The following is a 17,169-nucleotide window of genomic DNA, read 5'->3' as shown; positions in this document are numbered from 1 at the left end:
TTAGCAACTCATAAAGAGTAATAACTTTTTTGGTAATGAAAAAGAATTTTATTTTCACTCAACTCAATCCAAATGAGAATGTTTTATAAGACAAGATGTATTTGTACTATACTAATTTAGAAAATTGATACTTGTGACACCTTTATGTAAATCACTTACGAATAAAATCATAGCGTATTTATATTTATTTTCCAAGGTATCAGCAATATTATTCCCTCCCTACTTTTTCCTATTAAATTCGTTTCATGTACAGTGACTAAAATAATAAACAGAAGGAAGCCAGTGAGTTTAATTTCACTGACTTCCCTATTTCTTATATTTATATATTATTCAGTAACCGTTACAACTGCACCTTGATATTTTTCTTGAATGAAGTCTTGGATTTCTTTTGACTTAAGGACCTCAACAAGAGCCTTGATTTCTTCTCGGTCTTTATCCTCTGAACGGACAACTACAAGGTTTGCCGGTACAACGTCATCACCTTCAAAGGCAATTCCATACTTTCCAATGTCAACATTGCCTTCTAAAGCGTAGTTCGTATTAATAACGACCGCATCACCTTCACCACTTTCGAATGAAGTAGCTAATAATTTTGCTTCAATTAAAGTGGAGAAATCAAGATTCTTTGGATTTTCAACAATATCCTCGACTCTTGCATTTGCTCCAACGCCTTCTTTAAGTTTAATTAATCCTTCTTTTTCAAAAATCGGTAAAATACGTCCATGGTCACTTAGTGAATCACTCATAATAATTTTAGCGCCGTTTGGAAGGTCTTTCAGACTTTTATATTCTTTAGAATAAATGCCGATAGGTTCTTTATGAATTTCACCAACACTTACAAAATCAAAGTCCTTATTTTCTTCCATTTGTAAGGCTAAATACCCTGGTGTTTGAAAGTAGTTGGCATCTAAATCTTTATCCCTTAATGTTACGTTTGGAAGAATATAGTCTTGAAAAACTTGAACTTCTAAATCAATGCCTTTTTCCTTTAATAATGGTTTTGCCGCGTCAAGTACTTCCGCATGTGGTACTGCTGATGCTCCAACGACTAACTTTTTGTTTCCATCTTCTTTTTCTGCAGATTCGTTCTTTGCACCGCCACATGCTGTTAATGTGATGGCTATAATTGCCAATAAAATAAAACTAACTATTTTTTTCATCCTCTAACTCCTCCAGTTATCGTTTATCTGTTTTCTTTGTAAAATAATCTCCAACAAATTGGATGATAAATACCAAAATTAATATTGCAATCGTTGCAACTAATGTAACAATGGGTCTATTGCGTTGAAAACCTTCGAGATAAGCAAAATGACCAAGACCACCGGCTCCAATGACCCCAGCCATTGCAGTAAAGCCGACTAGTGAAATCGCTGTGACAGTAATCCCTGAAATTAATGCCGGTAAAGATTCCGGTATTAAGACCTTAAATATGAGATGACCATGTGTCGCCCCCATTGATTGTGACGCTTCAATTACCCCTTTATCGATTTCCCTAAGGGCAATCTCCACCATCCGTGCATAAAACGGAGCTGCACCAATAATTAGCGCCGGCAAAGCCGCATTTGCACCGAGAATAGTCCCAAGCAATAATTTTGTAAATGGAATTAATAAAACGATTAAGATAATAAACGGGATTGATCTGAAAATATTAACAAATGCTGCAATAATAACATTAACAGTCCGATTAGCCCATATATTCCCTTTATCTGTTACAAACAGCAGCAGACCAAAGAGTAAACCAAAAATAAATGTAGCTAACACTGAAACAGATGTCATATAAATGGTTTCACGTGTTGCCAATAGTAGTTTCTCCCACTGAACCATTTCCATAAAGTTATCCATTACTGATCACCTCCACGCCGACTTGCTGTGAGTGAATATAATCAATGGCTTTCTCTATTTCGGTAATTTCCCCATCTAAATGAATAAATAGGGTTCCATATGACCCGTTTTGAGTGTGTGAAATTTTCCCTTGAAGAATATTAACAATCACATCAAAATCACGAATGATGTTTGTGATTAAAGGCTGTTCTGTTGCTTCCCCGACGAACGAGAGCTGAACCACTTTTCCATGTGGATAAAGTTCAAGTAGATGATCAACGGTTTCTTTCGTTTCTTCAGGTTCCGTAACCTGTTCGACAAATCGCTTCGTAATTTTCTCTTTAGGGTTTTTAAACACCTCTAAAACCTGACCAAGTTCCACAATTCTACCGCTTTCCATAACAGCTACCCTGTGACAGATTTTACGAATGACGTGCATCTCATGGGTAATTAAAACAATGGTTAATCCAAGTCTATTATTAATATCCACTAACAACTCCAAAATAGAATCGGTAGTTTGCGGGTCCAACGCCGATGTCGCTTCATCACAAAGTAGTACTTTGGGATTATTCGCAAGTGCCCTGGCAATGCCGACACGCTGTTTTTGACCCCCGCTTAGCTGAGATGGATAAGCATTTTCTCTTCCTTCAAGGCCCACTAATTGAATGAGTTCATTTACTCGTTTTTGTCTTTCAAGACCTTTTACCCCAGCAATTTCTAAAGGAAAAGCAATATTCTCGCTAACGGTCCTAGACCAAAGTAAATTAAAATGCTGAAAGATCATACTTATTTCTTGGCGTGCCTTTCGAAGCTCACGGCCGCTGATTTTTGATATAACACGTCCAGCTACGGTAACAGATCCCTGTGTCGGCAGCTCCAGTCCATTAAGCATTCGAATTAAGGTACTTTTACCTGCACCACTATATCCGATTACACCAAATATTTCTCCTTCTTTTATTTCTAAGGTAACATCATCAACTGCTTTTAGCTGACCATGTTTCGAAGGGAAAATTTTAGCTACATCTTTTATAGAAATCATTCCATCACCTACTTTTTATCCAATAAAATATTTTGCAGTTCGTTAATCCCATTACCGCGTACTTCTTAGTTATAGAGTTTGACTGTATTCATAAAAACATTCTTATATTGAAAAATTAAAAAGCCTTTCTGCAGCGGGCAGAAAGGCATCGTAAATAAAAACCTTTCTCCCATCTCCCAAAGCCTACGCTTTGTGTGAATTGGCACCATTTCAATTAATATTGACGGTTGCCGGGCTTCATCGGGCACATCCCTCCACCTCTCTTGATAAGAGCTATAGCATTCTATATTCAATTAATACGTTTATGGATTAAAGTAACTATTTTTGTACAAAAGTAATCTTAGCATGGATAAAAAGTAGTGTCAACTAAATTTTCGACAAATTTCGAATTATATATTATGCTTTTGTTCTAAGTGAGGATACACCTGTTGCAGCTTCAATAGCAGACTCCAGATCCTCTATTAAATCCTCCACATTTTCGATACCGATAGATAGACGAATTAAATCCTCAGAAACCCCAGCCGCTTTAAGACCTTCTGCATCCAGCTGTTGATGAGTTGTGCTTGCCGGATGAATAATTAGACTTTTCGCATCTCCAACATTCGCTACATGGGCAAATAGTGTGATGGAATCAATTAATTTTGCTCCAGCTTCTCTTCCACCTTTAATACCGAATACAATCATTGATCCTGCGCCCTTTGGAAGATACTTGCTTGCCAATTCATGATCTGGATGAGATTGGTGTCCTGGATAAGATACCCATTCTACAGCAGGATGGTTGACTAAATACTCAACAACTTCCTTCGTATTTGCAATATGTTCCTTCATTCTTACATGAAGGGTTTCAAGTCCCAAGGTGAATTGAAATGCATTTTGCGGGCTTAATGCAGGACCTAGGTCACGTAATAGCTGTACTCGTGCTTTAATGATGTAAGCGACAGCACCAAGTGCTTCTGCATATACAAGGTCATGATAGCTTGAGTCAGGAGTAGTAAAACCAGGGAACCTAGATGAATTCCAGTCAAACTTTCCTCCGTCGACAATAATCCCGCCTGTTGTTGTTCCATTACCTAAAAGCCATTTCGTTGCCGAATGAACAACAATATCTGCACCATATTCGATCGGTCTGCACAGGTAAGGGGTAGCGAATGTGTTATCGATAATCAAAGGAACCCCTGCCTCATGGGCAATATCTGCTACTTTTTCGATATCAAGAATTCTTAAAGACGGATTACCGATCGTCTCTGCAAACACAGCTTTTGTTTTATCTGTGATAGCCGCACGGAAATTTTCTGGATCTGCTGGATCTACAAATTTTACGTTAATTCCATACTTCGGAAGAGTAACTGCGAATAAGTTGTAAGTTCCACCATATAAATTAGAAGCTGATACGATTTCATCTCCTGCTTCAGCAATATTTAAGATGGCCAGCGTAATGGCCGCCATCCCACTTGCTACTGCAAGAGCTCCTACTCCACCTTCCAATAAAGCAACCCTTTCCTCGAAAACAGTTGTTGTTGGGTTATGGATTCGAGTATATATGTATCCAGGCTCTTTCAACGCAAATAGATTCGCAGCATGCTCGGTATTTTTAAATTGATACGCATTATTTTGATAGATCGGAACTGCGCGTGCTCCTGTTGTTGGATCTGGTGACAATCCGCCATGTACACTCAAGGTTTCGAAACGATAGTTTTTTTGATTTTCTGACATAGCCTAAACACTCCTCAATATTTATATAGTAACAAACAAAAAATCCCCTCTTTAAGAAGAGGGGATTCTCTTCTTATCTACCAGAGCGACGTACTCTGCTGGAATTGGCACCGTGTTGTTTAACCGGTTGCCGGGCATCATAGGGCCAGTCCCTCCGCCTCTCTGGATAAGAATCTATTAAATTGCAAAAAATTATTTGAATATTATAAACAAATATTACCCCAAATCAATACATACCGTCAATAGTTTTTAAGAAATAGACAATTGAACCTTTGGTTTGGTTAAGTAAAAAATAGATTCGATGAGGAGAACTATACGAAATGGAGCATTAACAACGAGCTGTCCATTTCTAATGAGATTTCTTAATGTTTCCTTCCCCTGAAGCAGATAAAAAATGGACTCCTTCTGACCACTAATGGTAGGTGTTATGAGCTTCTCACCATTGTCAACAAAGACAGAAACCTCTCCACGATGAAAAATCAAAAATATCTCATGATCTTCGCAAACTAGCTTTATTTTTAGACCATCCAAGTGTTCAATAAGTTTAAGAACATGGCCACGTTCCTTTATAGCCGAAAGGAATAACTCTATCATTTCGTTCATTTGTCATCACTCCGATTTACTTTCCATTCATTATTAAATTCAAGTAAACCAGCTAAAAATCCTTTGGTATTCTATCGACAAATAATCACAAAAAAACAGATGCGCTAACATCTGTTTTAGTAAAAGTATTGTTTTATTTTTTCATATATAAAAGGTACAGAGTGAAAGGCATAAATTATCTCAACCAATTCTCCATCCTTAATAAATAGCAAGCAGGGAACACTTTCAATTTCAAACTTTTCTGCTAGCTCGGGGTAATAATTCAAATTCATTTTTCCTATATTCACATCAACCATTTTTTCAATAACTTGGAGCATTCTCGATGCTACCTGACAAGTACCACACAAAGGCGTATAGAAATAAATAAGTCCGGATGAATGATGATTTATAAATGATGATACCTCATCAAGGTTCCAATCGTTCATTTTTTATCCCATCTCTAAAAATTCAGAATGAACATCGATATTTGCTCCTAGGAGGACCGTGGCCAGATGATACACGGGTGCCGTTGCAACTTCACGGTACATCCTGTCAATATAAAGATGTTCCGCTTTTGGAAACTCCCTTTTCAGTTGTTTACGCAGTTTTTCACCTGCATCATCGGCATCTACGAGAATATAGACATCTTTATCTTCAAGAGAATCAATTAATTCATCCAATTTCGTCATACTGATGGTCCCATTTGTGCAAACGATCTCCATCGGTTCCTTCAGGATACTTTTTACTTTTTTCTTATCTGATTTTCCTTCGACAATCAGAACTTTATCACCATACGAGTCATTCATCATCCATCACCTATATGAAAGAAAGTTATTTGTTTATTGTTAACATATTCGAAAACGTAAATAACGTGTGAACAAGTTAACTATACCACGATTATCTTTTTGATAATAGGTGTTTGCTTAAAGATAAGGCTTTAACACCATCCACCATCATCACAATCTGTATATTTCGCGTCAGGCTGCTCCGTAACTGTCACATTTTGAAAGATCTTTCGCTGTTCTACCTCAAATCGTTGATCGAGCTGAAACGTCATATCCCCTGGAAGTTGTATCTTTCCAATGGAAGTATTGTCAAGGAATAATTCCATTTCTCCATTTTTCATTTTTCCAATGATTCGATCTGTAACGTCAATCTTCTGCTGTTTCAATGTCATACCAAGAGCCCCTTTTTTAAAGTTTATTCTAGTGTCCCCCAGATTTAGAATATAGAAGGTGCAAATTTTTCCCATAAAAAAACACCTTGAGATCAAGGTGTTTCATAGAGGCTCTTTAGTCTTCTTTAATTAATTCTTCATATTGCTCTGCACTCATAAGGTTGTCCAATTCACCGCTATTAGAAGGCTCAACCACAATCATCCAAGCTTTTTCATATGGAGATTCATTAACAAATTCAGGGCTGTCGCTTAAATCTTCATTAACCTCTACAACCTTGCCGCTGATTGGTGCATATAATTCTGATACTGTTTTAACAGATTCAACACTGCCAAATGGCTCATCTGCGGTCACTTCATCGCCAACTTCAGGAAGTTCAACAAAAACGATGTCCCCAAGCTCAGATTGTGCAAAATGTGTGATTCCTACACGAACTGTTTCTCCTTCATTCTTAACCCATTCATGTTCCTTAGAATAACGCAATTCCTTTGGTGTTGTCATGATATTACCCCTCCATTAATTTTAAAAAATTAGCTTACAACCACATTTTTTCATATTCTTCTTCTTTAAAACCAACTGTTACTTTTTCTCCATCCGATACCAAGGGTCTTTTGATTAACATCCCATCAGATGCCAACAATTCAAGCAGCTCATCTTGAGAGGCGGTGGGTATCTTATCTTTAATACCCAATTCACGATATTTTTGTCCGCTGGTATTAAAGAATTTCTTTAATTCAAGTCCGCTTTTTTCAACCAGTTGCTGAAGCTCTGCTCGAGATGGAGGATTTTCAACAATATGTATTTCTTTGTAGGAAGCATGATGTTCATCTAGCCATTTCTTTGCTTTTCTACACGTACCACATTTCGGATACCAGTAAAAAGTTAGTGACATCCATTTCACTCTCCTTTGCCAAAACATCCGTGACGGTATTCGTCACTTGAATAGTAACATAACATGTAAAAAAGTTAAAATAGTTCATCTAAAAATTCGACTCAATTTGCGCAAATTCCTGCAATATTACAAAAAACTTTAGACTCCCAATGAAAATGCTGGGAGCCTAAAGTTTCTGAATTAAACGATATATCGTTCAGCCTTAATTAGAACATCGGCAGCTTCCCGTTTCTTTGCAATTACATTGGTTGGCGTATGCCGTGTTAATTTACGAAGTGCCGATACAAGCATTCGGAGAGTATCTCCTTGTTCCGTTGCAACCAAGGTCTCCTTCGCATGCTGTTCAATTTCGTTGAAAGCTTCTTGACAGAAGATTTGAGTATAAAGAAGTTTTTGTTTGTTTTTCTCGAGACCTGTCTTAGCGATCGCTTTTTCTGTGCGTAAAACGACAGATTCCATTGCATATGCATTTGAAACAATATCTGCAATATTTGATAAGATTTCTTGTTCTTTATCAAGGGCTTTACCAAACTTTTGTGCAGCTAAACCTGCGGCCAATAAGCCAATCTTCTTTGCATTGCTTACTAAATGTTTTTCTTGGGCAAGCGGCTCATCACCTGGCTCCTCAGGCATTAACATCATGATTTCTTCTTGAAGCGCCGTTGCTTTTTGAAATAATGGAAGTTCCCCCTTGAATGCCTTTTTAATATATGTGCCTGGCACTAGCAGACGGTTGATTTCATTTGTTCCTTCGAAAATACGATTAATACGGGAATCGCGGTATGCTCTTTCGATGGCATACTCCTGCATAAAGCCGTATCCGCCATGAATTTGTACACCCTCATCCACTACATAATCTAATACTTCACTGGCAAAGAATTTATTAACGGAGCACTCAATTGCATATTCTGCGATAGATCCTGCAACTAATTTAATATCTTTTTGCTCTTCTGTTGTAAGTTTACCTTGGTTTTCCTCGTACAAACCAACCGTACGATAAACAGAGCTTTCTGCTGCATAGATTTTCGAGCCAATACTCCCGAACTTTTCTTTTGTTAAATTAAATTGGGAAATTGGTGTATTAAATTGCTTACGGCCATTTGCATATTTTACTGTTAACTCGAATGCATTTTTAGAACCGCCAACCACACCTACCGCTAATTTATACCGTCCAATGTTCAAGATATTAAACGCAATCACGTGTCCTTTTCCATATTCGCCCAATAGATTTTCTACTGGTACTGGAACGTCTTCAAGAATAAGGGTACGTGTCGAAGAACTCTTAATCCCCATTTTCTTTTCTTCAGCTCCCGTAGAAACCCCAGGGAAATCTCTTTCGACAATGAATGCCGTAAAGTGTTCGCCATCAATTTTTGTATAGACAACAAATACATCAGCAAAGCCTGCATTGGTAATCCATTGCTTTTCGCCGTTTAGGATATAATGAGTGCCTTCTGCATTTAGTTTTGCTGTTGTTCTTGCGCCCAGAGCGTCCGAACCAGAACCTGGCTCTGTTAAAGCGTAGGCGGCAATTTTTTCACCTGACGCAAGCGCTGGTAAATACTTTTTCTTTTGCTGATCATTTCCGAATAAAACAATCGGCAATGAACCGATACCCACATGTGCGCCATAAGATAGTGAGAAGCCACCAGCCTTAGCCATTTTCTCCGTCACTAGTGAAGAAGTTACTTTATCAAGTCCTAGGCCGTCAAACTCTTCAGGTACATCGGCAGCCAGCAAGCCAAGGTCACCTGCTTTTTTTAAGAGTTTAACTGTGCGATCAAATTCATGGTTCTCAAGGTGTTCAAGCTGTGGAAGAACTTCTTTTTCAACGAAGTCTTCGGCTGTTTTAGCTATCATTAGTTGTTCTTCGTTAAAATCTTCTGGTGTTAAAATGCGGTCATATGAGATATCATCGAGTAAAAAGCTTCCGCCTTTAATGATTTTTTCAGTTTGTTGTGCCATTAAAAATTTCCCCCTTTATAATAATTCAAATACTCCAGCAGCGCCCATTCCGCCGCCGATGCACATGGTTACGACTCCAAATTGTTCTTTCCGGCGTTTTAATTCATGAATGAGGGTTAAGGTGAGTTTAGCTCCTGTACAGCCAAGTGGGTGACCAAGTGCAATAGCACCGCCATTTACGTTTACCTTTTCTTCATCCAATCCAAGCTCGCGAATCACTTGAAGAGACTGAGATGCGAATGCTTCATTCAATTCAAAAAGATTAATATCAGCTAATTCTAATCCCGCTAGCTTTACCGCTTTTGGTACTGCTACAACAGGACCGACGCCCATAATTTCAGGCGGCACCCCGCCGACTGCAAATGATCTGAATTTTGCTAATGGCTTTAGTCCGAGTGCTCCTGCTTTTTCACGGTCCATAATCATTAATGCAGCGGCGCCATCACTTGTTTGAGAAGCATTTCCTGCCGTTACAGAGCCGGTCACAGAAAAGGCAGGGCGAAGTTTTGCAAGTGATTGCACGTTTGTATCAGGACGGACACCTTCATCTTGGGAAAACTGAATTGTTTTTTCGACTAGCTTATTGTCTTTGCCGACAGAACGGAAAGTAACTTCAACTGGGACAATTTCGTCTGCGAATTTTCCATCTTGAATGGCTTTCGCTGCTTTTTGATGACTGCGTACTGCAAATGCATCCTGGTCCTCGCGGGTAATTCCATATTTCTTAGCAACTTCTTCTGCGGTATGACCCATCCCCATATAATACTCCGGAGCGGTTTCTGCTAATTTTACATTGGGGCGAATTACATGGCCTGCCATAGGAATCATACTCATGGATTCAGCTCCACCCGCAATGGCAGTATCGATAGACCCGAGCATAATGCCTTGTGCTGCATAAGCGATAGCTTGAAGTCCAGAAGAGCAAAAACGGTTTATTGTGATGGCTGGAACTGTATGGTGCAGACCAGCTAATGCACCAATATTACGTGCCACATTATTACCTTGTTCCGCTTCAGGCATGGCACATCCAATGATTAAATCATCAATATTTCCTTCATAATTTCCTGCACGCTTTAAAGTTTCTTTAACAACCAATGCTCCCAAATCATCAGGGCGAACATGGGCAAGCGTTCCTTTCTTCGCTTTACCTACCGGGGTCCGAGCTCCGGCCACGATTACCGCTTCTCTCATTTCATTCCCTCTCTTTCTCTTATAGTCGCAATCTATTTGTCTAGCTTTAGCGCCAAAAGGCGCTAAAGCTTATCTCTTTAATTTCTTAGCGGCTTACCCTTCACAAGCATGTGCTGCATCCGCTGCTGAGTTTTTCCTTCTGCAATTAAGCTTAAGAATGCTTCTCTTTCTAAATCTAATAAATATTGCTCGTCAACTTCAGTTCCAAAAGGTACTTTTCCGCCAGCTAAACAAAAGGCAATTTTTTTTGCTATTTTTAAATCATGCTCTGAAATGTATCCGGAAAGGAACATGGAATTTGCACCTAACAAAAGTGTTGCATATCCTGTTTCACCTACCACTGGTACCTTTCTGCGAGGTTTTTGTACATATCCTCGTTCATTTAATGCCAAAACAGCTTGCTTTGCATCGTATAACAAGTGGTCACCGTTCACACTAATTCCATCCGCCGCTCCTAAGAAATTATTCTCACGAGCCTCGGCACCAGAGGTTGATACTTTTGCCATCGCAATTGTTTCAAATACCTTATTCGCAACATTTTGAAGATCAAAGGTAACACCATTTGGCATGCCTTCTAAATGTTTAATATATAGCTCTTTATTCCCGCCGCCTCCAGGTAGTAAGCCAACACCTACTTCTACGAGCCCCATATAGGTTTCAGCCGATGCTTGAATATGAGCTGCAGGTAAACAAACCTCTGCGCCCCCGCCAAGCGTCATTGCGAATGGTGCTGCTACTACTGGTTTTGAGCTATATTTAACCTTCATCATCGCATTTTGGAACTGACGGATAACCATTTCAAGCTCATAGATATTGTCATCCTGTGCTTCCATTAACATCATGGCGAGGTTGGCACCCACACAGAAATTCTTACCTTGGTTTCCGATGACAAGACCTTTGTAATTCTTCTCCACTTCATCAATTGCAAAGTTAATCATTTGAATAATATCAAGACCTATCGCATTATTCGGCGAATGGAATTCTAGGAGGGCTACAGCATCACCTAAATCAATTAAACTGGCACCACTATTTTTCTTAATAACACCCTTTTGTTTTTTTAACTTTTTCAGATTAATCACTTTTGGGTTACTTTCAACTAAGCGATATTCACCATTTTTATAAAAGAAACGTTCGCCGTTTTCCTCTACATAAAACGAGGAATGCCCTTTAGCAAGCATCTCTGTTACCCATTCTGGAACTTCCAATCCATTTTCTTTCATCTTTTTGACTGACTTTTCTACTCCAATGGCGTCCCATGTTTCAAAAGGACCCATTTCCCAGCCAAAGCCCCATTTCATGGCAGAGTCAATGTCAACGACGGTTTCTGCTATCTCTCCGAGCAGTTGGGCAGAGTATACAAGCACAGGACTAAAAATATTCCACAATAGCTCGCCTGCACGGTCATTTGCGTATACAAGCGCTTTCAATTTATTCGCAGTGCCTTTCTCCTGCTTGCTTAGTTCAGATGCTGTCGTTGATAACTTTTTACGAGGTATATATTCTAATGTCGCTGGGTCCAGTTCAAGAATCTCTTTCCCTTTTTTTAGGAAAAACCCTTGCTGTGACTTACTTCCGAGCCAGCCTTTTTCAAGCATTGTTTTCATAAATGCTGGAACTTCAAAAACTTCCTTCTCTTTGCCAGAAACTTTCTCATATACATTACCTGCTACATGTGCGAAAGTGTCCAAACCAACCACATCCAGGGTACGGAAGGTTGCACTTGATGGACGTCCGATTAATGGTCCTGTGACAGAATCAACCTCACCAACGCTATAGCCGCCCTTTAACATTTCCTGAACGGTAATTAAAAGACCATAGGTTCCAATGCGGTTGGCAATGAAGTTAGGTGTATCCTTGGCGAATACAACTCCTTTTCCCAGGACATCCTCTCCAAAAGTTTTCATAAATGAAATGACCTCTTGGCTGGTATATTGAGTAGGAATCACTTCAAGTAATTTTAAGTATCTTGGCGGGTTAAAGAAGTGTGTGCCTAGGAAATGCTTTTTAAAATCCTCTGACCTTCCTTCTGCCATCGCTTCTACAGAAATTCCAGATGTATTGGAACTGATAATACTTCCCGGTTTACGGTATTGATCTACTTTTTCAAAAACCTGATTCTTAACATTTAAATTTTCAACGACAACCTCGATGACCCAGTCTACATCCCTCAGCTTAACGAGGTCGTCTTCTAAATTTCCTGCTTCAATAAGGGCAAGATTCTTTTTTACCGCTAAAGGAGCTGGTTTTTGTTTTAATATTTTTTGGATGGATTGGGTGCTAATACGATTACGTACCTGCATATCCTCTAAAGTAAGTCCTTTAGCTTTTTCATCTTGTGTTAAATCCCGAGGAACAATATCCAATAATAATGTTGGTATACCGATATTTGCCAGGTGGGCAGCAATCCCTGATCCCATTACTCCTGACCCGAGAACAGCTGCTTTTTTGATTAATTGGTTCAACAATGTCTCCCCCTAACTTATTTTGAATGAACACTCATTCATTTTTATGTCAAAAAAAATTCACAAATGAATGAACCTGCTAACTATTACTATAGAATATTTCAAAAATTTGCGCAATGATAAAATGCGGAAAAAATTAACTTTTTTTTACAAAGTAGATTTTCTCCTCTAGATTACATAAAATAAGTTGAATTGGGCATCCTATTACCGAGGTGATGAACATGGGTAAAATGAAGAAAAACCCATCTAAAAGAGGCGTTAGCGCAGCCAGTGTACAAGGTAACGCCGGTCCTGGCGGAGAACAGTCAGGGAAAGATAAAGTGAACAGTCAAAACAACCAATTCAAAAGGTAACAGCGGAAGCGCCTTGACCAGGGAAAAAAGCAGTTCATTTTTTCCTAGGAGCTGGAGCTAGATAAGAGATAAAACCGGGGCTGCCCTCCGGTTTTATTTTTTCGATTCATTACGATGCTGTTCATTTAGCAGTTTAATTTCATTTATAATTACTTTCATTTCGTCTTTGGCCTCCGGGTAGAGTTCATTCCAGTGTTTCGCTAGGGCTGGCATTGATTTCGCAATATGCGAATAAAGTGCCCAAGCCTTTACTTTTTCCTTTGTCTCTTCACTCGACTCTCCGACGAGCAGTTCACTATATTTTTCAAGTAACGCTTCGAACTGCTGAGCAAATACTTTCTCCATCAAAACACCTTCCATCCTGAGTAAGATGAGTACACGGACATGTTTTACAGCGTTTTGACCCGAGCTGATAGGTAAAACAGCATGTTTTTCTTATTCGGACCTCATCTTCGATCTTTTTTTCATCATAATACTTCGTTATTGGATTATGATTATACCGGCCAAACAGGTTTCCCTCTGCCTCCATAAGTAAGAAACGAAAATCATCTTTTACATTAGGATTTTCATATTCTTTTAACTCCGTTTCGTAAAGCCAAAATAAGTATACAGCAATATTTTCCCACAGGACTAGTTTTGATACTTTAAATGTTTTTTCAAAATGGCTGATAAGTGAATAGAGGTTTTTAGCAAAAAGTTCACGATAAACATTTTTCCGCCACTCCTTGCGGTCTTCACCATTCCATTCCTCAATGGACGAATTTTTGAAGGAAATCATTGGGAGCCAATCTTTTCCACGTTCCGCTTCTTCCATCTCAATATTGTCCAAAGATAGATTCATTTTCTTATTACCTGTCGTCATGGCAAAAAGGGAAATAACTGCAATAAAAGCATATCTTTTTATAAAAATAGAAGCAGCTGTTCTTTCTGAAGGAGCACCAATCGCAGCAGCTAAATTTTTCATAAAGCCAATGGCATAGGTTTTATCTAGTAAATCGCCAACAGTAAATGATTTTTCTGTAGTTGACCTTAGCCTATATTTTTGCAAAGTGGTTAGGTTATTTTCCATTAGGAGATTATCCATTCGACACAGCCGCCTTTTGGGAGATACTTCTTCCTTTTCCGTAAGGAACACAAAGGGGTGTTCCAAATAAAGGATCCAAAATAACTTCGCAATCCATCCCAAATACATTTTTGACAGTGCTGCGATTCATCACATACTCAGGCTCTCCTTGGGCATAAACCTTCTTATCCTTAAGTGCCACAATATTGTGGGCATAGCGGCAGGCCAAATTAAGATCATGAAGAACCATCACAACGGTACTTTTCCTTTTTTCATTGAGCTCAAAAAGGAGATCAAGAATTTCAATTTGATGGGCCATATCTAAATATGTTGTTGGCTCATCTAGAAGAATGACATCTGTATCCTGTGCCAGCGTCATTGCAATCCAGGCTCGCTGTCTCTGACCACCTGAAAGAGAATCTACCGGCCGCTCTTTCAAATCCTCAAGTCGAGTTGCCTTCAGGGCATTATTTACTTTTCTTTCATCTTCTTCTGACCATTGTTTTAACCATGATTGATGTGGATAACGCCCTTGTTTTACAAGCTGCAGCACGGTTAATCCTTCGGGTGCAGTTGGTGACTGCGGTAAGATCGCCATTTTTTTGGCAACCTCTTTTGTAGAAAGCCTTGCAATTGCCTCACCCTCTAATATTACAGTACCAGACTTGGGCTTAAGGAGACGGGCTATTGATCGAAGAAGAGTCGACTTTCCACACCCGTTGGCTCCAATAAAGACGGTAATTTCACCTTGAGGAATTTTTATATTTAAATCATCAATTATTAATGTCTCCCCGTAAGATAGTGACAGATTTTTCGTTTCAATCGTACTCTTCATCTTCTCAGCCCCTTTAAGCATTTCTTGTTTTAAAAAGTAAATATATAAAGTAAGGTGCACCAATTCCCGCGGTAAAAACGCCTGCTGGTATTTCCAGCGGAGAAAACATCGTTCTCCCAATTAAATCTGCCAGCATAACGAGAATTCCGCCAATTAAGGCTGAAGCGGGAAGTAATGCTCCAAATGAGGACCCCACCAGTCTTCTTGCCATATGCGGCGCCATTAATCCAACAAATCCAATTCCGCCAGCAAAGGCAACAGAACTGCCAATTAAGGCCGTGCTGATCATTAACAAAAAGAATCTTTGTCTTTGAATCTTTCCGCCTAAACCCGTTGCAACCTCGTCACCAAGCTCTTGAATATTAATCGTTCTTGCTGCTGCAAAGGCAATCAATAGAAATATGACCGCCCACGGAAGCAAGGTGGCAACATTTCTCCAATTGGATCCATACACAGTACCAGTAATCCATATGTTTGCCTGACTTGCCTGATAGATAGGACCCATAATCATCATCAAGGTTGTTAAGGCTTGCATTAATGTTGATATTCCAATCCCAATTAGGACAAGTCTGATAGGTGAAACCCCATTTTTCCAAGCTAAAAAGTAAACCAAGAAAGCCACAATCCCTGCTCCTAAAAATGCAGCTAAGGGCAGCCAATTGATACTTACAGTAAGTGCATTACTGTCATCGGAGAACAATGCCAGAAAGGCAACCACGGCAACACTTGCCCCGCCAGTAATACCAAGTACATCAGGTGAAGCCAATGGATTTCTGATCATTCCCTGTAGGATACCACCGGCAACAGCAAGGGATATCCCAACAAGCAGTGCAATAATAATTCTAGGCAGTCGAAAGGATGTTATGATTAACGTTTCCATTTCAGGGCCGATGCCCACAAATACTTTCAAGACAGTGAGGGGGTTCATTTTCATTTCACCAATCGCTGTGCTTGCCACAAAAACAATAAAAGCTACAATCATTAGTACTGTAAAGGTTATGCCCGCTTTACGATCGAAAAGAAAGGATACTTTTCCGTTTAACAGACGAAAATTTTTGTATTTGCTCATCGTGCATTGAACCCCTTTCTTGCTATGTAAATAAAGAATGGAGTTCCGATGATGGCGGTCATGACCCCTACGGGCACCTCGGAAGGCATAAGAACATATCGTGCAGAGATATCTGCAGCGACCAATAAAATTGCACCCAAAATACCCGACATTGGTATGACCCAGCGATGGTCAATGCCTATTATCGATCTAGTAATATGAGGAATCACAATTCCAACAAACCCGATTGGTCCGGCAACAGATACGGCCCCTCCTGCCAGCAGAATAACAATCACACCAACAGAGATTTTTACAAGTCCTGTTTTTAAACCAAGTCCTTTTGCTACATCTTCCCCCATGGAGAGGATATTCATTTTCCCCGCTATCAAGATAGATGCGATCCATCCGATTCCCAAGTATGGTAATACCGACGTAAGCGTTTCTAATTTTCTGCCTGAAACGGAACCTGCCAGCCAAAACAACACTTGTTCAAGTGCTGCCTCGTCGACAACTAGTAATCCTTGCGTAAACGATGAAAACATGGCAGCGATGGCAGCACCCGCTAATGTCAGCTTCATCGGGGTTAAACCTTCCCGTCCCACAGAGCCAATTGCATAAACACTTATTGCTGCAATAGCTGCTCCTAAAAAGGCGAGTCCACTAAATGCCTGTAAACTTGAAACGGAAAAAAGAGTAACTGCCGCCACTACGACAAAACCTGCACCTGCATTAATACCAAAAATACCTGGGGAAGCCAGCGGATTTTTGGTTAATGTTTGCATTAACGTTCCAGCAATCGCTAGGCTTGCCCCAACTGCGGCAGCAATGAGTGCTCTTGGAAGTCTTACACTTTGAATAATAATATGTTCATTTGAGCCATTATAATCAGTAAAGGCATCAATGGCCGTCTCCAATGTTGTTTCAGTGTAACCAAAAACGATGCTTGCACACATGAAGAACAATAATAAGAGTACGGAGGTTAGTAAACCAATCCATCGCAGTGCACTATTTTTTAAAAGCATTTTGGGTA

Annotated in this window: 19 protein-coding genes and 2 riboswitches; of the genes, 1 reads left to right on the top strand and 18 read right to left on the bottom strand. The window is 39.5% G+C overall.

Annotated elements, in window-relative coordinates; genetic code table 11:
* Positions 1 to 326: 326 nt before the first annotated feature.
* The 13 genes from V7108_RS14040 to V7108_RS13980 form a co-directional block, all read right to left on the bottom strand.
* On the bottom strand, positions 327 to 1,160 hold the full coding sequence (locus tag V7108_RS14040) for a MetQ/NlpA family ABC transporter substrate-binding protein (protein WP_335519173.1): 834 nt from the start codon (positions 1,158 to 1,160) through the stop codon (positions 327 to 329).
* A gap of 16 nt (positions 1,161 to 1,176) precedes the next feature.
* Positions 1,177 to 1,842, bottom strand: a complete 666-nt coding sequence (locus V7108_RS14035) for a methionine ABC transporter permease (protein ID WP_335568557.1) — start codon at positions 1,840 to 1,842, stop codon at positions 1,177 to 1,179.
* The gene (locus V7108_RS14030) at positions 1,835 to 2,860 is read right to left on the bottom strand and encodes a methionine ABC transporter ATP-binding protein (RefSeq protein ID WP_335568556.1); all 1,026 of its coding nucleotides are present in this window, start codon (positions 2,858 to 2,860) and stop codon (positions 1,835 to 1,837) included. Before V7108_RS14030 ends, V7108_RS14035 begins: the two co-directional genes overlap by 8 nt.
* 166 nt (positions 2,861 to 3,026) lie before the next feature.
* A riboswitch (SAM riboswitch) is annotated at positions 3,027 to 3,133 on the bottom strand.
* Between the two features lie 123 nt (positions 3,134 to 3,256).
* The gene (locus tag V7108_RS14025) at positions 3,257 to 4,573 is read right to left on the bottom strand and encodes an O-acetylhomoserine aminocarboxypropyltransferase/cysteine synthase family protein (RefSeq protein WP_335512172.1); all 1,317 of its coding nucleotides are present in this window, start codon (positions 4,571 to 4,573) and stop codon (positions 3,257 to 3,259) included.
* A gap of 70 nt (positions 4,574 to 4,643) precedes the next feature.
* Positions 4,644 to 4,746, bottom strand: a riboswitch (SAM riboswitch).
* A 76-nt stretch (positions 4,747 to 4,822) separates the two neighbouring features.
* Positions 4,823 to 5,176, bottom strand: a complete 354-nt coding sequence (locus V7108_RS14020) for a hypothetical protein (protein WP_335512174.1) — start codon at positions 5,174 to 5,176, stop codon at positions 4,823 to 4,825.
* A 116-nt stretch (positions 5,177 to 5,292) separates the two neighbouring features.
* Positions 5,293 to 5,601, bottom strand: coding sequence for a thioredoxin family protein (locus V7108_RS14015; RefSeq protein ID WP_335512177.1), 309 nt, complete (start codon positions 5,599 to 5,601; stop codon positions 5,293 to 5,295).
* A gap of 3 nt (positions 5,602 to 5,604) precedes the next feature.
* Entirely contained in the window at positions 5,605 to 5,961 is a 357-nt protein-coding gene (locus tag V7108_RS14010) for a toprim domain-containing protein (RefSeq protein ID WP_335512179.1), read from the bottom strand.
* Positions 5,962 to 6,092: 131 nt separating this feature from the next.
* The gene (locus V7108_RS14005; RefSeq protein ID WP_335512182.1) at positions 6,093 to 6,332 is read right to left on the bottom strand and encodes a YusG family protein; all 240 of its coding nucleotides are present in this window, start codon (positions 6,330 to 6,332) and stop codon (positions 6,093 to 6,095) included.
* Positions 6,333 to 6,447: 115 nt separating this feature from the next.
* On the bottom strand, positions 6,448 to 6,831 hold the full coding sequence (gene gcvH / locus V7108_RS14000; RefSeq protein ID WP_335512184.1) for a glycine cleavage system protein GcvH: 384 nt from the start codon (positions 6,829 to 6,831) through the stop codon (positions 6,448 to 6,450).
* A gap of 34 nt (positions 6,832 to 6,865) precedes the next feature.
* Positions 6,866 to 7,222: an arsenate reductase family protein gene (locus tag V7108_RS13995; protein WP_335512186.1), complete on the bottom strand. Its 357-nt coding sequence runs from the start codon at positions 7,220 to 7,222 to the stop codon at positions 6,866 to 6,868.
* A gap of 180 nt (positions 7,223 to 7,402) precedes the next feature.
* Positions 7,403 to 9,187 (bottom strand): acyl-CoA dehydrogenase family protein, encoded by a 1,785-nt coding sequence (locus V7108_RS13990; protein WP_335512188.1) that lies wholly within the window; start codon positions 9,185 to 9,187, stop codon positions 7,403 to 7,405.
* Positions 9,188 to 9,202: 15 nt separating this feature from the next.
* On the bottom strand, positions 9,203 to 10,378 hold the full coding sequence (locus V7108_RS13985; protein WP_335512189.1) for an acetyl-CoA C-acetyltransferase: 1,176 nt from the start codon (positions 10,376 to 10,378) through the stop codon (positions 9,203 to 9,205).
* A gap of 77 nt (positions 10,379 to 10,455) precedes the next feature.
* Complete coding sequence (locus tag V7108_RS13980; protein ID WP_335568555.1) at positions 10,456 to 12,840, bottom strand: 3-hydroxyacyl-CoA dehydrogenase/enoyl-CoA hydratase family protein; 2,385 nt, start codon at positions 12,838 to 12,840, stop codon at positions 10,456 to 10,458.
* A 221-nt stretch (positions 12,841 to 13,061) separates the two neighbouring features.
* Between V7108_RS13980 and V7108_RS13975 the strand changes: the two genes are divergently transcribed.
* Complete coding sequence (locus tag V7108_RS13975; protein ID WP_335512193.1) at positions 13,062 to 13,193, top strand: YuzL family protein; 132 nt, start codon at positions 13,062 to 13,064, stop codon at positions 13,191 to 13,193.
* 93 nt (positions 13,194 to 13,286) lie between these two features.
* Here V7108_RS13975 and V7108_RS13970 read toward each other — a convergent pair whose 3' ends face one another.
* From V7108_RS13970 to V7108_RS13950, 5 genes are read right to left on the bottom strand one after another with little or no spacing between them, the layout of a single operon-like run.
* A complete protein-coding gene (locus V7108_RS13970; protein WP_335568554.1) occupies positions 13,287 to 13,538 on the bottom strand; it encodes a DUF2573 family protein in 252 nt (83 codons plus the stop codon).
* Positions 13,498 to 14,262, bottom strand: coding sequence for an IucA/IucC family C-terminal-domain containing protein (locus tag V7108_RS13965; protein ID WP_335568553.1), 765 nt, complete (start codon positions 14,260 to 14,262; stop codon positions 13,498 to 13,500). The genes V7108_RS13970 and V7108_RS13965 overlap by 41 nt, the downstream gene beginning before the upstream one ends.
* A gap of 7 nt (positions 14,263 to 14,269) precedes the next feature.
* A complete protein-coding gene (locus tag V7108_RS13960; RefSeq protein ID WP_335512199.1) occupies positions 14,270 to 15,091 on the bottom strand; it encodes an ABC transporter ATP-binding protein in 822 nt (273 codons plus the stop codon).
* Positions 15,092 to 15,104: 13 nt separating this feature from the next.
* Complete coding sequence (locus tag V7108_RS13955; protein WP_335512201.1) at positions 15,105 to 16,160, bottom strand: FecCD family ABC transporter permease; 1,056 nt, start codon at positions 16,158 to 16,160, stop codon at positions 15,105 to 15,107.
* Positions 16,157 to 17,161, bottom strand: a complete 1,005-nt coding sequence (locus V7108_RS13950; protein ID WP_335512203.1) for a FecCD family ABC transporter permease — start codon at positions 17,159 to 17,161, stop codon at positions 16,157 to 16,159. The genes V7108_RS13955 and V7108_RS13950 overlap by 4 nt, the downstream gene beginning before the upstream one ends.
* Positions 17,162 to 17,169 lie beyond the last annotated feature (8 nt).

Source organism: Neobacillus vireti, from assembly GCF_036962345.1.
Lineage (GTDB): Bacteria > Bacillota > Bacilli > Bacillales > Cytobacillaceae > Neobacillus > Neobacillus vireti_A.
This window is presented reverse-complemented; position numbering and strand designations above follow the sequence as displayed.